Source organism: Labrenzia sp. PHM005, from assembly GCF_006517275.1.
Classification (GTDB): Bacteria; Pseudomonadota; Alphaproteobacteria; order Rhizobiales; family Stappiaceae; genus Roseibium.
In genome coordinates this window covers 1886276-1901335 of sequence record NZ_CP041191.1, presented here as the reverse complement: position 1 = coordinate 1901335, position 15060 = coordinate 1886276, and the positions used below count along the sequence as shown (strand labels likewise).

Genomic DNA, 15060 nt, shown 5'->3' with positions numbered 1-15060 from the left:
CGATAAGTTGGCCCCTACACCTCCGGCTAGATATTTAAGAATAATCAAACCGCATCCGGCGGCGCCTGGGAGGTATTTCCTCCTCTTCCACCGCCAACGGCTCAACCGAAGGCACGCACTCATCGCGCAAGTTGGCATCTTGCATCAAGGCATCTCCTTGCGTCAATTGCACAAATGCTGTTTCTTTTTCACCTGTACTTTGGTGCAATGCCATATTCTGACCTTCCCGCACTGCATCATTATTTGCGTATTCTTCGGGCTCTTCTACTCCAGTTTCAACATCCTGCCCGTCACCTTCGTCCTTTAGATCTTCAGCAAACCGATCGAACATGCCTTTGCCGACCTGATAAACGGTCTGCATGTTGGAGATCACTGTCGCGGCATCAGTGTAGTCTTCCGCATATTCGACGAGGCCATCCAGGTTGGCGAGAACAGGATTGAGACCCCACATCCGCCTGAGTGCCCGGCGTTTCAAACGCTCTGGCACAGCAGACGCCAAGAATGGTTTGAAATCATCTTTTTCGCTCAAGGTATCCGGATCGGGAAGTTCCAGCTCCGCCAGGATTTCCGCATCGCTCTTTTCCTCCAGCTCAGCCCGGCCTTTAGCGGCCTCAACCGCTTCCAGCTCTTGCCGCTCCAGTTCTTCCGACTGCCGCACCGCAGCCTTGCGGCGGGACCAAAAGTCTGTTGGATCGTTAGAACCGGATGTCATTGCAAGACATCCTTCGATTTGCCGCGAGGAGACCTGTAAACATCTGCGAGTTGGCGGATACGTGGATCGCCTATGCCTTCTTCTTCCAAGTCGATCCGTTTTTTGTCGCGCTTACGTTTGATAAAAATCTCTTCTTCGTGATGTGCTTCAGCAAAGTCCCGAACCCAGGCGATCAGCCCAGGCGGCATCGGCACCTTCTCAACCAGAACTTCGCTGGTGTCTGCATAGTCTTGCCCTTCATAGGCCGACGCGGTGACAAGCACGACTTCCATCGGGACGTCATGGTCCAGCTGTTCGGCCGGTCGCATGACAACATAAAGGGAGGGGATCTTGTCAGAGAGTGCTGCCAAATAAGCTTCCGCATCCGCACGGTGAAGCTCCAGAGGAAGAGTGGCAGCGTGGTATTCGACGGCATCGCCTTCTTCACGCAGCACTTGCCAATCGGCGTTTCCAGCGCCTGGAAGAAGCGAGACCGCCCGCCAGGACCACTTCTGCCATTTGGTCACGCCCGGCAATCGGCGCACGACCACGCCGACCGGCATCGACCGGGTCCTTTCTGTATTCACGGACACGCATCCTCCCTCGCACCGAACAAGCCGGCACTTTCTCTCCCCTCTTATGCTGACGCAGCGTCGGCAAAATTCAAGTCCTTCTAAAGGACACTTGACGTACGCCCCTCACCGCCCTTGTTTATGGAGTTGGTGTTTTGATTTCCGCTTGGGAGAGGCCGGAAACGAGATGCCGGGGGAGAGGACGCGCGCATAATGACGGACGCCAAACTTCTGCTGTGCGACTGCCTGAAAAGCCAGTCGATCGATGCAGAACAGATTGAAAAACTTACGGGTTTAACGTGTTCCAAAGTACATACTGCCTTATGCCGGGCAGAGGCCGCCGATGCCGAATCAGCCTTGCAATCCGGAGATGTTCTGATTGCGTGTCAGCAGGAGCGCACCACCTTCGAAGACCTGGCAGCAGACCTCGGTGTCAATGATCCACTATTCGTTGATATACGCGACCGTGCTGGCTGGAGTGCTGATGAAGCCACTCCGACACCGAAGATGGCAGCTCTGATTGCCGATGCCATCATGCCCACGCCTGTCGAAAAGGTTGTCGACGTTACGTCTGAAGGCACATGTCTTATCTTTGGAGAAGCGGATATCGCCCTTTCGGCGGCCCGCAGCCTCTGTGGAACTCTGAGTGTTACAGTTCTCATCGCCCCCGAAGACGAAATCCCGGTTGGGGATGATCGCCGCTTCGATGTCGTGCGCGGCCGGGTGAAATCGGCGACCGGAGCGTTGGGCGGATTTAATGTATCCTTCGATGCATTGCAGGAACGGGTCCCCGGTGGACGCGGACCACTGAACTGGACCGATCCACGCAGCGGTGCCCGCAGCACCTGCGATATCATCGTTGATCTGCGCAGGGAGCCACCTTTGTTCCCGGCGGCTGAAAAGCGTGAAGGCTATTTGCGCGCCGATCCGGGCAATAAAGAGGCCTATGCGAATGCACTTCTTGAAGCCTCTCAGCTCATTGGCACGTTCGAAAAACCGATTTACGTCAAGCTGAACGAAGATCTCTGCGCCCATTCCCGGGCGCAAAAGCCGGGATGCAGCAGATGCCTGGACCTTTGCCCGACCGGCGCGATCACACCTGCTGGGGATCATATAACGATTGATCCGATGGTGTGCGCCGGCTGCGGCACCTGCTCTGCAGTCTGCCCGTCCGGTGCCGTGTCTTACGATGCGCCCGCACCCCAGCACATTTTCAAGCGGATAGAAACTCTCGCCGCCACATGGCGAAAGGCAGTCAACGAGCCGCCCCGCCTGCTGGTGCACGACGCAAACCATGGCGCAGAACTGATCCGGCTCTCCGCACGCTATGGCAAAGGCTTGCCGGCAGATGTCCTTCCAATGGAAGTCTCGGCCCTGGCGGCCTTCGGACACGCCGAGGCCCTGGCAGCTTTAGCCTGCGGATTTTCCTCGGTGACTGTGCTCCTGTCACCGCAAACCGAAAAGGATGGCCTGCCCTTCCAGGCAGAGTTGGCGACCGCAATTTCAGGAAACCAGCAGATCAAACTCATCGAACCAGTCGATCCGGATCAACTGGAAGCCGAGTTGTATATTGAGCAAGAGGAAGCATCCGCCAAATCGCCGATCCTACCGCTCGGGTCCCGCAGACAAGTTACGCGTCTTGCGGCCAAGGCGCTGAATGAAGCAGATACTGTAATAGAGTTGCCGACAGGAGCGCCTTATGGCGCGGTTTCGACGAATGCCGATGCCTGCACCTTGTGCCTGTCCTGTGTGTCTTTGTGCCCCTCTGGTGCCCTTAAGGAAAATCCTGATCAGCCGCAGCTCAAGTTCCAGGAAGATGCCTGCCTTCAATGCGGCATTTGCACCACGATCTGCCCGGAAAGTGCCTTATCGTTGGTGCCACAGCTCAACTTAAGCGACACAGCACTGACGCCGATTGTCCTGAAGGAAGAACAACCGTTTGAGTGCATCGAATGCGGCAAGCCGTTTGGGGTGCGCTCGACAGTCGAACGGATGATCGAAAAGCTGGCTGGAAAACACTCCATGTTCAAGGAAGGTGGCGCGGCACGTCTCATTCAGATGTGTGACGACTGCCGGGTCAATGCGGCTTATCACAGCGAAAACAACCCGTTTGCCGCTGGTGAACGCCCGCGTGTGCGCACAACCGACGATTATATCCGGCGTGACCATTGACCGTGAGCCTGAAGGATTATTGGACTTTGAGCGGCGCTCCAAGATCGGCCGGCGGAATACGCGATACAAAAGCCATGATCGCATCCAGTTCGCCCATAGTCATTTCCACCGGTACGATCGCAGGCGGCCGGGTTTCATCGAAGGGCTCGGTGACGTCTTTGATCACGGTAAAAGACGGATGGGGGTTGATCGCAAAGAACCCCTCAAACCGCGCTTGCCAGTCAGCGAAACTGCGCATAATGGCAAACGACGGCGTCGACCCAATTCCTGAGATCCGCTTTGCTGCATTGACCCGATGGCAACGGCCGCAATGCAGGACCGCCAGTTTTTCACCGCGCCCGGCATCGCCGGCAATCAGACCCGGGTCCACTTCCACAGCACGGGCAGCGGCTGCGGCAAACGAAACACCATTCTTAGCCGGAAAACCATCTATCGTCCGCCGGCCGACATCCCCTGTGAGCCACTCTTCAAACCGCACAACACCTGGCGCGTCCACTTTTACAGCTAAGACCCAGACTTTGCCGAGACCTTCAAATACGGGCGTTCCATCCGCCCCATCGGAAAGGTCCGCATCGGCAGGTGTTCCGGCATCCACCAGTTCAATACGGGTGTTGGTTTTGAGCGAGAACCGCGGCAGAAGATATTTCAGAAAACCGCTATCGCGCAGATCCTGCGGCACGCTCAGCTGGAAAGATCCAGCCGCAATTGCTCTGGCGGGAGATCCCACGATCAGACCCACTCCAATCAGAGCCAATAAAAATAAACGGCAGCACACGCGCTCCTCCCTCACGCAGCTGGTATTAATACGCCAGCCTAGGAGCGCAGGTGCCGATACGTCAATGCATGTTACAAATACCGGGAGAACCAAATGAACGATGATTTTAACATGTCGATGCGCAAGTTTTTAAAACAGGTTGGGGTCACCTCCCAGCAAGCTATTGAAAATGCGGTACGCGAAGCAGGTGGACCGGCGGGCAAGAACTTTAAAATCAAAGCCGTGTTGACGATCGAAGAGCTCGGGATGGAGCATGTCGTTGAAGGCGAAATAAAGGGGCAGAGCTAACGTGCCGTTATCGCGCGAAACTGTCATTGAGACCCTGAAAACTGTTTTTGACCCTTCAACGGGCGAAGACTTGCTGGCGACCGGCATGATGCGGGGGCTCACTGTTAACGATGGTGTTGTCCGCTTTGTGCTCAACATCGACCCAAGCCGGGTTGATGAGATGGAGCAACTCCGGGAAGAGGCGACCGCCAAACTGCAAAATCTCGCCGACTGTAAGTCGGCGCAGGTCATTCTCACGTCCCATTCTGATCAACCAAGTGCTCAGGCCGCACCAGAGACCGCGCCGCAGCCCGGTGAACTCAAACCGATCAAGCCAATCCCGGCAGCGCCAGGAACTTCCGGCCCGCAGCGGGTTCCGGGGATCAAAAAGATTATCGCTATCGCCTCCGGCAAGGGTGGTGTCGGCAAGTCGACGGTGGCGTCGAACCTTGCTTGCGCCCTCGCTGCCCAAGGCCTGAAAATTGGCCTGCTGGACGCCGACGTTTATGGACCATCGCAGCCGGAAATGCTTGGGATCAAAGGACGGCCGTCTTCGCCAGACGGGCAGACGATCCTGCCCTTGCGCAATCACGGCGTCACCTTGATGTCGATCGGTTTGATGATCCCGGCGGACAAGGCTGTCGTCTGGCGCGGGCCAATGCTCATGGGCGCACTTCAACAAATGATGACCCAGGTTCAGTGGGGAGCGCTCGACATCTTGATTGTCGATCTGCCGCCCGGCACCGGCGATGTGCAGATGACCTTGTCCCAGAAATTCGCCGTCGATGGTGCTGTGATCATCTCAACACCGCAGGACATTGCTCTGCTGGACGCGCGCAAGGGCATCAGCATGTTCCAGGAAATGAAGGTGCCCATCCTCGGCATGGTGGAAAACATGTCAACGCACATCTGCTCCAAATGCGGCCATGAAGAACATATCTTCGGTCATGGCGGCGTCGCGAAAGAAGCGGCCGAATTACGGGTTCCGGTTCTGGCAGAAATTCCGCTGCACCTGTCCATCCGCACTGCAGCTGACAGCGACACCCCAGCTGTGATCCAGTCGCCGGATGCGCCCGAGTCCGCTGCTTTCATCAAGCTCGCCGATGCGCTCAACGCCCAATTGGCAGCTGAGGAGGTGCCTGCGTGAGCGAGCTGCAATTTCCGCCGCTTTTCCAAGGTGTACCGCTGGAAGGGCAAGCGGATCCCTTCGACAAAGCCATTGCCCTGGCAGTCATCGGGACGGATCCGGGAACGGTCGTCTACAATCTTGACGGCGGCACGTTGCGCGCAACCCTGATCTTCACGCCTGAAGTTCCTTTGGAACAGGCCATGACCATGCTTCCCGTCTGCGGCCTTGGATTTCAGGCCGCGCTCGGCGCACTGGCTCCCCCGGAGGTTGCTGTCCATCTGGAGTGGGATGGCAACATCCGGGTGAATGGTGCCACCTGCGGGCGGTTGCGGGTCCGGGCGTCTGGAACAGAACCTTCCGCGACGCCGGATTGGCTGGTTGTCGGTTTGGAACTCGATATTGAGAGCCCGGAGGGAAATCCCGGCGAGAACCCCAACCACACCTATTTGATGGAAGAAGGCTGCAGCGAGATCACACCTGATCAGCTCCTTGAAAGCTGGGTCCGGCACACGCTCTATTGGATTAACCGCTGGCAGGAGGACGGCGCGCGCCCGATCCATTCCGACTGGCGCGGGTTGGCACAAAATCTTGGTGAAGAGATCGAAATTGGCGGAGAGGCCGGAACCTTTGTCGGTCTCGATGAAGACTTCGGAATGCTGCTTCGAACCGGCGACACCACCAAACTCATCCCGCTGACAACTCTACTTGAGGGAACATCATGAAACTCGCCCGTGCGATCCACCTCGATGAGAGTGATCAGAATGTTTATTTCTCCCCGGCCCGCACGGGAGAATGGTGCCTCTCCGGCGGCTTTGAGTTTTCAGACTGGACCGAAGCCGAGCTGACCGGCAAAGCCCGGCAGGCCTTCACCAACGGCTGGCTCGGCCTGGAGACGTTTGGCCGGGTGACCTTTGTAGCCATCACGCCAATTGAGGAAACCGAATTCGATACGCTGGTGACCCGGCTGGCCCAGCATTTTGTCGACATCTACGGCGCCCCATCCGTTGACGCTGCCCGCGGTGTTGCAGCTGAAGAACTCACCTACATGGCCGAAATGTGCACCGAACACGACGACAACACCCTTCTCGCCGTCCAGCGTGAATTGTCAGACGAAGGCATCCACGAAGGGTTTTCGGCAATCAAACCCCAGGCGGCAGAGCTGGACATGGTCGCTGTGCATGGGGACATGGGTGGGCATTGAGGCCGTTATCTCTTGTCGCCCCAGCGAAGGCTGGGACCCAGTACTCCGTGACGCGTATGGGCGCTAAAAAGCTATTTCATGAGGTTACTAGGCCCCAGCCTTCGCTGGGGCGACAAGAAGTCTGGCATCGTTAGTATTAAAAAAGGGCGCCGAATGGCGCCCTTTGATCTTCTAACGAAAAACCTGAAATCACATGATCTCTTCAAAAAGCGCCCGCGTGTTCTCTACCGTCATTTCGATCGGGTTGCCGCCGGTGCTTGGGTCGCGAAGGGCGGCAGCCGTCAGCTCTTCGATGTTCGCATCCTTGACGCCGAGGTCGGTCAAGGTCTTCGGAATGTTCATCGATGCGTTGAACTCATCGACGAACGCGCAGAAGCCGTCAAAACCGCCTTCGATGCCAAGATAACCTGCGGCCTTGTCGAACCGTTCTGCGATGGCAGACTTGTTGAACTGCAGAACCGCCGGCATGCACACAGCATTCGTCGTGCCGTGGTGGGTGTGGTGCACCGCACCGATCGGATGGCTGAGCGCGTGGATCGCACCGAGGCCCTTCTGGAACGCCGTTGCGCCCATGGCAGCCGTCGACATCATGTGGCCGCGTGCTTCAAGATCCGTGCCGTCCGCATAGGCCCGCGGCAGATAGTCCACGACCAGCCGCATGCCTTCCAGAGCGATGCCCTGGCTCATCGGATGGTAATGCGGGCTGGAGTAGGCTTCCACACAATGCGCGAAGGCATCAAGCCCGGTACCAGCCGTCAGGAATTTCGGCATGCCAACCGTAAGTTCCGGATCGCAGATGACCACGGATGGCAGCATTTTCGGATGGAAGATGATTTTCTTCTCGGCCGTATCAACCTTGGTGATGATGCTGGCGCGGCCAACTTCCGACCCGGTACCGGCTGTGGTTGGAACGGCAACAATCGGCGCGATGGCATCGGCATTGGCGCGAGTCCACCAGTCACCAACATCTTCAAAGTCCCAAAGCGGACGGGTTTGCCCCGCCATGAAGGCAATCACTTTGGCAAGGTCCAACCCGGAGCCGCCGCCAAAAGCAACAACGCCGTCATAGCCGCCTTCCTGATAGACTTTAACGCCTTCCGCCGCATTCAGGTCGGTCGGATTGGGATCAACGTCTGAAAACAAGCCTCGGCCCAAACCGGCTGCATCCAGGAGGTCCAGGGTCTTGGTGGTGATGTCCATGCTTGCCAGACCTTTGTCGGTCACAAGCAGCGGCTTGGAGATGCCAGATGCCTTACAGGCATCAGCGATTTCCGAAATGCGTCCCGCGCCGAAGCGCATGGCGGTTGGATATGACCAATTGGCAGTCAGCACCATCTTATTGAGCTTTCTTGAGGTGATAGGATTTCGGACGGGTCAGATTGTGGAACCCGATGATGGAAAGACCACCACCGCGGCCGGTGTCCTTGCAGCCTGTCCAGCACAGCGCCGGGTCCAAATAGTCCGCGCGGTTCAGGAACACGGTTCCCGTCTCGATCTGATCGCCAATCGCTTCGGCGCGTGCGGTATCCTTAGTCCAGAGTGAAGCCGTCAGACCGAAGTTGCTGTCGTTCATCAAACGAATAGCTTCCGCGTCGTCCTTGACTTTCATGATGCCGACAACCGGGCCGAAGCTCTCGTCGCGCATGACGCGCATGGAATGATCGACGTTGACCAGGATTTGCGGCATTAGATAGGCGCCGCCATCGTCTTCCGGGAATTGGGCCGGATCGATAAGAGCCTTGGCGCCATCCGCAATCGCCTCTTTCGTCTGAGCACGGACTTCAGCCGCAAAGCGGGCATGGGCCATCGGGCCGATGGTTGTGTCTTCATCCAGCGGATTGCCGAGCTTGTAGCCATCAACGATCTTCACCGCCTTTTCGACAAAGGCGTCATAGAGGCTTTCGACCACATAGATGCGCTCAATACCGCAGCAGCACTGGCCGGCATTGAACATCGCGCCATCGATCAGCGTGTCGACGGCAGCATCCAGATCGGCATCTTCCATGACATAACCCGGGTCCTTGCCACCGAGTTCCAGGCCAACGCCGGTGAAGGTACCGGCCGCTGCCTTTTCCATCGCCTGACCGCCACCGACGGAGCCGGTGAAGTTGACAAAGCCGAAGGATTTTTCAGCAATCAGTGCAGACGTTGTGCCATGATCGAGGAAGACATTCTGGAAAACATCAGCCGGGACACCAGCTTCGTGGAAAGCCTTCGCCATGCGCTCACCGACGAGCAGCGTCTGGGAAGCATGTTTCAAGACAACGGAATTACCCGCGATCAGAGCAGGGGCGACCGTGTTGATCGCCGTCATGTAAGGATAGTTCCAAGGCGCTACGACCAGAACCACACCATGTGGAACGCGCTTGATCAGGCGTTTGAAGGACGCATCGTCGGCCACTTCAATCGGCGCCAGAGCCTCTTCGGCGATCTCGGCCATATAGGTGGCGCGCTCGTTGAAGCCGCCGAATTCACCGCCATAGCGGACCGGACGGCCCATTTGATGAGCAAGTTCCGGAACGATCTCATCGTTCATCTCACCAACCTTGGCGACACCAGCCAAGACCAATGAAATCCGCTCGCTCAGCGGACGCTTCTGCCACTCAAGCTGGGCCGACTTGGCCCGGGCAACGGCCGCACGCGCTTCTTCTGGAGACAACACCGGACGTTCCGCATAGACGGAACCGTCAATCGGGGAAACACAGGTTACTTTGTTTGTCATTGTTAGGCTCTTTCAAAACCCCGGGCGATTTCATAATCGGTCACGGCCCGGTCGAACTCTTCGATTTCCCATTCCGCCGCACGCGCATAGTGATCGATCACTGCGTCGGAGAAAGCTTCCCGCAGGAATTTCGACTTGCGCATGGTGTCGCGCGCATCGCGCAAGGTATGCGGAATTTCCTTGGCTTTTTTTGCTTCATAAACGTCGCCGGACGTCGGCTTGTCGAGCGGCAGCATTTCTTCAATACCTTTCAGGCCTGCAGCAATCTGAACCGCAAGCGCCAGATAAGGGTTCAGATCCGACCCGCCGATCCGGCATTCAATCCGCAGCGCCTTGGTGCCTTCACCGCACAGGCGGAAACCAGCGGTGCGGTTGTCGATCGACCAGACCGTTTTGGTCGGGGCGAAGGTGCCTTTTTGGAAGCGCTTGTAGCTGTTGATGTAAGGCGCCAGAAAATAAGTGTAGTCCGGTGCGTATTTGATGAGGCCGGCAAGGTAGTGCCGCATCATTTCGGACATGCCGTGTTCGCCGTTGGCATCGCAGAAGACATTGTTGCCGTCTTTGTCGAACACCGACTGGTGCACGTGGGACGAAGACCCAACCTTATCGCTGCGCCATTTCGGCAAGAACGTCGCAGAGCGGCCCTTGGCCCAGGCGATTTCCTTCACCGCATGCTTGGAGATCGTGTGATATTCGGCCGTATCGAGTGCTGGCGCGTATTTTATGTTCAGCTCTTCCTGACCGGCTTCGGCTTCACCCTTGGTGTTTTCAACCGGAATGCCCGCGCCATAAAGACCGTTGCGGATCGGCCGCATCACATCCTCTTCCTTGGTCGTCTGAAGGATGTGGTAATCTTCATTGTAGCCGGAGATCGGCTCCATATCCCGGTAACCACTCTTACGCAGCTCGTCGAAGCTCTTCTCGAACAGGAAAAACTCCAATTCGGTTGCCATGACAGGTGTCAGGCCAAGCTCGCTCATGCGGGCAACCTGTGCCTTCAGCATGGCGCGTGGTGAATGCGGAACTTCTTTATGTGTGTGATGATCCAGCACATCGCAGATCACCATCGCGGTGCCTTCCAGCCAAGGCATTAAGCGGATCGTCGACAGATCCGGCTTCATGACATAATCACCATAACCACCTGACCAGCTGGTCGAGGCATAGCCTTCCACCGTGTACATCTCCAGGTCGGTCGCCAGGAGGTAGTTGCAGCAATGGGTTTCCTCATAAGCACTGTCGACAAAGTGCTGGGCATGGAAACGCTTGCCCATCAGCCGCCCTTGCATGTCGACGATACAGGTGAGCACCGTGTCGATCTCGCCGGTGGAAACGAGAGATTTCAGTGCATCAAAGGTCAGATTGCCAGGCATGTGTCGGATCCCTGTAGGGCGGTTTGTTGTTTTGTTTCAGTTTAGAAAGTCCCGGTCCGGACGGTTCTAAGATCCGGACCGGTAGTTGCAGGAACGGACCGCATCAGCACAGCGACGCGGCCAGTCCCAGGCGTGCATTAGCCATAGCGGTAAGGCCGGCCGGCCTTCTGCATATCCGCGTTGTACTTCTTGAAGATCTCGACAACTTTCGCCTTGGTTTCAGACTCAGCTGCGATTTCATCCCAGAACTTCAATGCGGCTGTTTCAACAGTTGCCCACTCTTCGTCCGGAATGGAGGTCAGTTCCATCTTAGTGCCATTGACGCGCAGGTTGGCTTCGCCGCCCCAGTACCACCACTGGCGATAGTAGTGGGATGCGTCCATGGCCAGCTGAAGCATGGTTTTCAAGTGATCCGGCAGCTCATTCCAACGTTCCTGGTTGGCGAAGAAGGAACCAGCCCAGGCACCGGAGATGTTGTTGGTCAGGAAGTAGTTGGTCACATCGGCCCAACCGACGGTGTAGTCTTCGGTGATGCCCGACCAGGCGATACCATCGAGTTCGCCGGTCTGAACGGCAACTTCGATGTCTTCCCAAGGCAGGGTGACCGGAACAACGCCGAACTGAGCCATGAAGCGGCCAGCTGTCGGGAAAGTAAAGACGCGCTTGCCTTTAAGATCAGCCAGCGAGCGGATCGGGTCTTTGGTGGCGAAGTGGCACGGATCCCAGGAACCTGCAGAGATGTGCTTGACGCCAACTTTTGCGTATTCAGCTTCCCAGATTTCCTTCAGGCCGTACTGGTTGAACAGAACCGGCACGTCGAGGGAATAGCGGGATGCAAACGGGAAGTAACCGCCGAAAACAGTGACTTCGGTCGGAGATGCCATGGAATCGTCGTCAGACTGAACCGCATCGATAGTGCCCTGCTGCATGGCACGGAACAATTCACCAGTCGGGACCAGCTGGTCGGCGGTGTAGAGTTCAATTTCCATTTCACCATTGGCAGCCTTGTTGAAGGCATCAATGTGCGGCTTGATCACGTGCTCAGCCAGTGCCGGACCGGCATAGGTCTGAAGACGCCACTTGATCGGTGTCTGACCATGGACAGCCGGTGCGGCCAGAGTTACTGCGCCAGCGGCGGCAACTGTGCCGGTACCAGCTTTTTTAAGAAAATCACGTCTGTTCGTCATTTCTGTTCCCCTAGTTTCGGTTTCAAGTTCAAGCGGCCCGCCCGTTCACCGGGTCTCATTCAACCGCAAATGTAAAATCCGTTTCCTCCGGATATCTTGTTGTTGTCCCGCGCACCCCGTCATCGGCTGTAAACCAATTCCGGCAGCCAAAGAGCGATTTGCGGGAAAGCCATGACAAGGGCCAGCGCCAAGGCCATCACCAGGACAAACGGCGTAATCGATCCGTAAATGTCCCGCATGGTGATGTCCTTGGGCGCCATCGCCCGCATCAGGAAGAGATTGTAGCCAAACGGCGGCGTCATATAGGCGATCTGAGTGGTGATCGTATAAAGCACTCCGTACCAGATCAGCACCTGACCAACCGGCATACCAAGATCGAGCGTGGCGACCAACGGCACATATAGCGGCGCGACAATCACCAGCATGGCTGTGTCGTCCAGGAAGGTTCCCATGACCAGGAACGACAGCTGCATCAGGATCAGGATCATCCAGGGTGACAGGCCAAGCTGTTCGGTGAAGAGGTTTTCGATCGCCTTGACCGCGCCAAGTCCGTCAAAAACTGCGCCGAAGCCGAGCGCTGCCAGAATGATCCACATGAACATGCAGGAGATGCCCAATGTGTTGCGCAGACATAGGACGAGAATGTCCATGGTCATCCGGCGTTTCAGGATCGATGCCAGCAGCGCTGCTAGCGCTCCAATCGCAGAGCTTTCGACCAAACTGGTCCAGCCATTGACGAAGGGCACCATCATCACGGCGAAAATGACGAGTGGCAGAAGACCGGCGAGCAAAAGACGATATTTGTCGTCCTTGGAGGCCTCGCGCTCGTCCATGGTGAGGGCTGGTCCAAGGCTTGGTTGCAGCTTGCAGCGCACCGCAATGTAAATGATGAACATGGTTGCCATCATCAGACCCGGCACAATACCGGCAAGCCAAAGCTGGCCGACCGGTGCGCGCGCGATCATGGCATAAAGCACCAGAACAACAGACGGCGGCACCAGAATGCCGAGCGAAGATCCGGCCTGAATGACACCGGTGACCATGCGCTTGTCATAACCGCGCTTTAGGAGTTCCGGTAGCGCAATGGTCGCGCCGATGGCCATGCCCGCGACCGACAGGCCATTCATCGCCGAAATCAGAACCATGAGCAGGATCGTACCTATGGCAAGCCCGCCATTCAACGGCCCCATCCAGACGTGGAACATCTTGTAAAGGTCGTCGGCGATTTTGGTTTCCGACAGCACGTAGCCCATGAAGATGAACATCGGCAGGGTCAGAAGCGGATACCACTTCATCAGCTTCATCGCCGCGGAGAACGGAATGTCCTGCCCACCAACACCCCACAAGCTGATGGCCGCAATAGCCGCAATACCACCGATCGCGCCGAACACCCGCTGCCCCGTGAGCAGCATCAGCATCATCGACGAGAACATCAAGAGAGCGATCATCTCATAAGACATCAGATGGTCTCTCCCCGGATGGTCGCAATGTCTTTGATGAGCTCAGAAATTGTCTGCAAAAGCATCAGGAAGAAGCCGATTATCATGGTCAGTTTGATGGGCCAGAGCACTGGCCGCCAAGCGGTTGGACTGCGTTCGATATAGCCCATCACCTCGCCGGCCGCGCTTGGGCCGCCCGTGAAAAAGGCCGTGATCAGCTTCCAATAGAACTCCGGGAATTCCTTGCCAAAATATCCAAGAGAATAAGCGGTCGATCCCAAAGCGCCGTAAAGAAGGACACAGAGATAGAAGACGAGAAGCAGGACCGTGAAAGCATCGAACCAGGCTTTTTTCTTTATGCTCCACTCGGCATAGAACAGATCCATACGCACATTGGAGCCCATCTGGATCGAGAAAGGACCGCCCAAAACGTAGTAGGCCACCATGGCGAACTGCGCGATTTCCAGGGTCCAAAGTGACGGATTGAAGAACGTCTTTGAGATGGAGGACCACAACAGGATCCCAGCCATGACAAATACGCCCCACATGATGATCTTGCCGAGACCGCGGTTGAAACCATCAACCACATGGACATAACAGCGGGCAACCTTAAGCATGCTCTTCCCCGCTTGTTTGCAATGCACCCTGTGCCGCGGATTTCAGCAGTGGACCAAGCAGATCTGCCCAGCGCCGCTCTTCGTCCGGTGTTGTCACTTCATCATTGCGGATTTCAATCATCAAGCAAGGCAAGGAGCGATCCTCACCATGACGGCGGACGGTGTAATACACCCCATCTGACGGAGCGTATGGCTCATTGTCTCCGACGGTCAGGTCACCGCGCGCGTTCAGGCCATCCAAAACGGGATTGGCCAGGCTGCGGTCACTTTCCGAGATCAAGCCAATTTCCCACGGCCGCTGCTTGCCTTTATAGACCGGCGTATAGGTGTGAACGGAGACAACAGCAGACGGCAAACCGCGTTCTTTGCGTAAAGACAAGAGTTTGTCGATCGCATTGTGAAACGGCCGATGGACCAGATCCAAACGAAACGCACGTTCTTCTTCGCTGAGGTCCCGGTTCCCGGAAATCTCGGTGAGTTCGCTCAAGGACGGTGTCAGATCTTCCCGGTCCTCTTCGCGGTTACAGTCGATGACCAGACGCGACACCGTTGTGTAAACCAGCGGCGAATCGAGCGCCTCCGATAAAGCCTTTGCGACACCCAGCGCGCCCGGATCCCAGGAGATATGCGCGGATTTATCGTCTTCGGATACGCCAAGGCACTGATCATATGGGGGAGGAAAATGGTTTGACGCGTGGTCGCACAGAAGCACCAGCTCCCCTGCGCCCTCCGCATTTAAAACTTCTACAGCACGGGTCATTCCGCCGTTTTGGTGGCTTGATCCCATTCATCACCCCCGGGAAAGCGCCAGCATATTTTTTGTAATGTTTGTTACAGTCTTGCCGGCTAATCCAATCTCTGTAATATCTGATACACAGAATAGGGTTCTGTCAAACAGTTTTGACCAACTCGCCAAAA

The 15060-nt window shown here is 56.6% G+C and carries 15 protein-coding genes; 5 read left to right on the top strand and 10 right to left on the bottom strand.

The features are described 5' to 3' along the window. Window positions 1-34: 34 nt before the first annotated feature. Both FJ695_RS08610 and FJ695_RS08605 read right to left on the bottom strand, forming a co-directional pair. Window positions 35-712, bottom strand: a complete 678-nt coding sequence (locus FJ695_RS08610) for a DUF3306 domain-containing protein (RefSeq protein WP_141185054.1) — start codon at window positions 710-712, stop codon at window positions 35-37. Continuing rightward, complete coding sequence (locus FJ695_RS08605) at window positions 709-1278, bottom strand: DUF3305 domain-containing protein (protein ID WP_209010978.1); 570 nt, start codon at window positions 1276-1278, stop codon at window positions 709-711. The genes FJ695_RS08610 and FJ695_RS08605 overlap by 4 nt, the downstream gene beginning before the upstream one ends. Window positions 1279-1476: 198 nt before the next feature. Between FJ695_RS08605 and FJ695_RS08600 the strand changes: the two genes are divergently transcribed. Next, on the top strand, window positions 1477-3435 hold the full coding sequence (locus FJ695_RS08600; RefSeq protein WP_141185053.1) for a 4Fe-4S binding protein: 1959 nt from the start codon (window positions 1477-1479) through the stop codon (window positions 3433-3435). 16 nt (window positions 3436-3451) lie between these two features. Here the strand turns inward: FJ695_RS08600 and FJ695_RS08595 are convergent, their stop codons facing one another. Next, complete coding sequence (locus tag FJ695_RS08595; RefSeq protein ID WP_209010977.1) at window positions 3452-4162, bottom strand: c-type cytochrome; 711 nt, start codon at window positions 4160-4162, stop codon at window positions 3452-3454. 141 nt (window positions 4163-4303) lie between these two features. Here FJ695_RS08595 and FJ695_RS08590 point away from each other — a divergent pair, with 141 nt between their 5' ends. From FJ695_RS08590 to FJ695_RS08575, 4 genes are read left to right on the top strand one after another with little or no spacing between them, the layout of a single operon-like run. Beyond that, the gene (locus FJ695_RS08590; protein WP_141185051.1) at window positions 4304-4498 is read left to right on the top strand and encodes a DUF6494 family protein; all 195 of its coding nucleotides are present in this window, start codon (window positions 4304-4306) and stop codon (window positions 4496-4498) included. 1 nt (window position 4499) lies between these two features. Continuing rightward, the gene (locus tag FJ695_RS08585) at window positions 4500-5624 is read left to right on the top strand and encodes an Mrp/NBP35 family ATP-binding protein (protein ID WP_141185050.1); all 1125 of its coding nucleotides are present in this window, start codon (window positions 4500-4502) and stop codon (window positions 5622-5624) included. Further along, window positions 5621-6328, top strand: coding sequence for a biotin/lipoate--protein ligase family protein (locus FJ695_RS08580; protein WP_141185049.1), 708 nt, complete (start codon window positions 5621-5623; stop codon window positions 6326-6328). Before FJ695_RS08585 ends, FJ695_RS08580 begins: the two co-directional genes overlap by 4 nt. Further along, window positions 6325-6807, top strand: coding sequence for a DUF6505 family protein (locus tag FJ695_RS08575; RefSeq protein ID WP_141185048.1), 483 nt, complete (start codon window positions 6325-6327; stop codon window positions 6805-6807). The genes FJ695_RS08580 and FJ695_RS08575 overlap by 4 nt, the downstream gene beginning before the upstream one ends. Before the next feature lie 189 nt (window positions 6808-6996). On the opposite strand, the gene FJ695_RS08570 is transcribed toward FJ695_RS08575, so the two are convergent. The 7 genes from FJ695_RS08570 to FJ695_RS08540 form a co-directional block, all read right to left on the bottom strand. Beyond that, the gene (locus tag FJ695_RS08570) at window positions 6997-8142 is read right to left on the bottom strand and encodes an iron-containing alcohol dehydrogenase (RefSeq protein WP_141185047.1); all 1146 of its coding nucleotides are present in this window, start codon (window positions 8140-8142) and stop codon (window positions 6997-6999) included. Between the two features lies 1 nt (window position 8143). Beyond that, entirely contained in the window at window positions 8144-9529 is a 1386-nt protein-coding gene (locus tag FJ695_RS08565) for an aldehyde dehydrogenase family protein (protein WP_141185046.1), read from the bottom strand. Between the two features lie 2 nt (window positions 9530-9531). After that, complete coding sequence (locus FJ695_RS08560; protein ID WP_141185045.1) at window positions 9532-10899, bottom strand: glutamine synthetase family protein; 1368 nt, start codon at window positions 10897-10899, stop codon at window positions 9532-9534. Window positions 10900-11036: 137 nt separating this feature from the next. Beyond that, window positions 11037-12086 carry a TRAP transporter substrate-binding protein gene (locus FJ695_RS08555; RefSeq protein ID WP_141185044.1) on the bottom strand — a complete coding sequence of 350 codons (1050 nt, stop codon included), beginning with the start codon at window positions 12084-12086 and terminating at the stop codon, window positions 11037-11039. 119 nt (window positions 12087-12205) lie between these two features. Continuing rightward, window positions 12206-13546: a TRAP transporter large permease subunit gene (locus FJ695_RS08550; RefSeq protein ID WP_141185043.1), complete on the bottom strand. Its 1341-nt coding sequence runs from the start codon at window positions 13544-13546 to the stop codon at window positions 12206-12208. Beyond that, window positions 13546-14142 (bottom strand): TRAP transporter small permease subunit, encoded by a 597-nt coding sequence (locus FJ695_RS08545; protein ID WP_141185042.1) that lies wholly within the window; start codon window positions 14140-14142, stop codon window positions 13546-13548. The genes FJ695_RS08550 and FJ695_RS08545 overlap by 1 nt, the downstream gene beginning before the upstream one ends. Further along, entirely contained in the window at window positions 14135-14929 is a 795-nt protein-coding gene (locus FJ695_RS08540) for an N-formylglutamate amidohydrolase (RefSeq protein WP_209010976.1), read from the bottom strand. Before FJ695_RS08540 ends, FJ695_RS08545 begins: the two co-directional genes overlap by 8 nt. Between the last annotated feature and the right edge of the window lie 131 nt (window positions 14930-15060).